At 72.2% G+C, this 2,004-nt stretch carries 3 protein-coding genes and 1 pseudogene; 2 read left to right on the top strand and 2 right to left on the bottom strand.

Translation table 11 applies throughout. The features are described from left to right. Positions 1-412: SAM-dependent methyltransferase (locus AB0H87_RS41300; RefSeq protein WP_360159177.1), on the bottom strand; the 412-nt coding region annotated here is incomplete at its 3' end. Positions 413-452: 40 nt separating this feature from the next. On the opposite strand from AB0H87_RS41300, the gene AB0H87_RS41305 reads away from it, so the two are divergent. After that, positions 453-1,235, top strand: coding sequence for a (2Fe-2S)-binding protein (locus AB0H87_RS41305; RefSeq protein ID WP_360159180.1), 783 nt, complete (start codon positions 453-455; stop codon positions 1,233-1,235). Here AB0H87_RS41305 and AB0H87_RS41310 read toward each other — a convergent pair. Further along, positions 1,232-1,708 carry a MarR family transcriptional regulator gene (locus AB0H87_RS41310; RefSeq protein ID WP_360159183.1) on the bottom strand — a complete coding sequence of 159 codons (477 nt, stop codon included), beginning with the start codon at positions 1,706-1,708 and terminating at the stop codon, positions 1,232-1,234. The two genes, AB0H87_RS41305 and AB0H87_RS41310, sit on opposite strands and share 4 nt — an antisense overlap. A 90-nt stretch (positions 1,709-1,798) precedes the next feature. Between AB0H87_RS41310 and AB0H87_RS41315 the strand changes: the two are divergent. Then, a pseudogene (locus tag AB0H87_RS41315) lies at positions 1,799-2,004 on the top strand (flavodoxin family protein); the annotation flags it as partial.

Below are 2,004 nucleotides of genomic sequence, written 5' to 3' on the forward strand. Positions count from 1 at the left end.
TGCCGGGAATCACGGTGTACGTGAACGCGACGCCGTCGATGTCGTCGAGGATGCCGATCGTGCTGTCGAAGAGGGCCGGGTCACCCCAGACGAGGAAGCCGCCCGTCTGGTCCTCGGTCAGCTCGTCGCGGATGAGATCGCGGAAGGTCGCGGCCCGCCGGCGGCGCCAGTCGTCGACGGCACTCGCGTACCGCGTCGCCGCGCGGTCCCGCTCCGGGTCGGCCACGGTCGCGGTCCGCGCCTGCGGCCCGTACCGCTGGAGCAGGTCTTCCCGCAGGTCGGTGAGGTCCCGCTTCGCGTCGCCCTTGTCGACCAGGAAGGCGACGTCGAGCCGGCCGAGCGCCTTGACCGCCTCGATGGTGAGCTGGTCAGGGTCGCCGGCCCCGATCCCGATGACGAGCACCTGACGCATGGGGCGAGTCTGCCTCATCGATAGGTCTACGCTCACACGCGTGCCGCCCCATAAGACCGCCGCCGCGGGCCCGGCGCTGGCGGCCGCTGCCGCGATCGGACCATATTTCGCGTGGGAGGCCTGGTCGGCGGATGGGGGCTGGCGCCCGTTCACCGAGCTGTTGACGCCGGACGTCGTCCACTCGCGGGTGTCGGTGGCGCGATCGACGCTGGTCAGCGCGTTCGGGCTGGCCCCGTCCGACGTGCCGTCCCGGGTGGTGGCGTCCGTCTGGTTCATGGGCGTGTCGGCGCGGCTGCTGTCGCCGCCGTTGGGCGCGGCCGTCGCGGGTGGGGCGTTGCCGCTGGCCACGCGGGCCAACCTGTGGTGGCGGCCGGTGGCGTCAGGACCGATGCCGATGGCGTACGGAACGGTCGCCGCGCGCGCCGAGCTGTCCCCGGCGGGCATCGCGGCTGAGCTGGTCGCCGGCCCGCTGGCCGAGACGGTGACCCCGCTGCTCGAGGTGTTCCGGGACACGTTCCGGCTCTCGTCGAAGGTGCTCTGGGGCAACGTGGCGTCGGCGCTGGCCGGTGCCGCGGGCGTGCTGGCCGACACGATGCCGCGACACGCTTCGCGGGTGGGCGCCGTCCTCGACCATGCCTCGACCCTGGCGCCGCTGGCCGGCACGGGGTCGGTGATCCGCCCGGACGCGTCGTCGGCGCGCCGCTTCCTGGTGCGCGCGAACTGCTGCCTCTACTACCGGATCCCCGGCGGCGGCACCTGCGGCGACTGCGTGCTGACCTCGGAGGACGACCGGCTGCGCCAGTGGGCGGCGATCCTGCGCTAGTCGTCCGAGTACGGCAGGTTGGCGTAGCCGGCCGCGGCCGCGACGCGTTCGGCGATCGCGGTGAGCTGGTCGACCTCGTCGGGTTCGAGCAGGTCGACCAGGACCCGGCGGACGGTGGCGACCTGCCCGGGCGCGGCGACGACGGTCACCTCGTATCCCTTGTCGGTGAGCCGGACCACCGTGCCGCGCGCGTCCTCGACGCAGTCCTCCCGGGTGATCAGCCCGCGCTCCTCCATGCGGCGGAGCTGGTGGGAGATCCGGCTGCGGTCCCAGCCGAGCCAGCTCGCCAGGTCGCGGACCCGCATGCTGCGGTTGTCGGCCTCGGAGAGCGGCACGAGCACCTCGAAGTCGGGGCGGGAGATGCCGGTCGTGCCGAGCTGGTGGACGAGGGCGACCTCGATCGCACGCTGCATGCGGAGGTACGCCCGCCACATGCGTCGCTCCCGGGGATCCAGCCAGCGCGGTTCGGTCATGTGGTCGATCTTACCCGGCGTTTGTTGACGCATCAGCATCTCGTTGTCTAGGTTTGCTGACACATCAGCAAAACTGCTTTGGAGATGCCCATGTCCCTGTTCCGGCTCGACGCGAGCATCCGCGTCGAGGGTTCGCACAGCCGCGAGATCGCCGACATCGTCGAGCGCGAGTGGCGTCTCGCGCACCCCGACGACCCGATCGTGCAACGCCACGTCGGCACGGCGCCGCTGCCCTCGACGGCCTGGTCGGACGCGACGACGGCGAAGTTCCTGACCGCCGACAAGTGGAGCCCGGC

This window comes from Asanoa sp. NPDC050611 (assembly GCF_040654855.1).
GTDB lineage: Bacteria > Actinomycetota > Actinomycetes > Mycobacteriales > Micromonosporaceae > Asanoa.

Coding starts and splice junctions, on each gene's coding strand:
- AB0H87_RS41310 (WP_360159183.1), bottom strand. CDS start 1,708: ATGACCGAACCGCGCTGGCTGGATCCCCGGGAGCGACGCATGTGGCGG.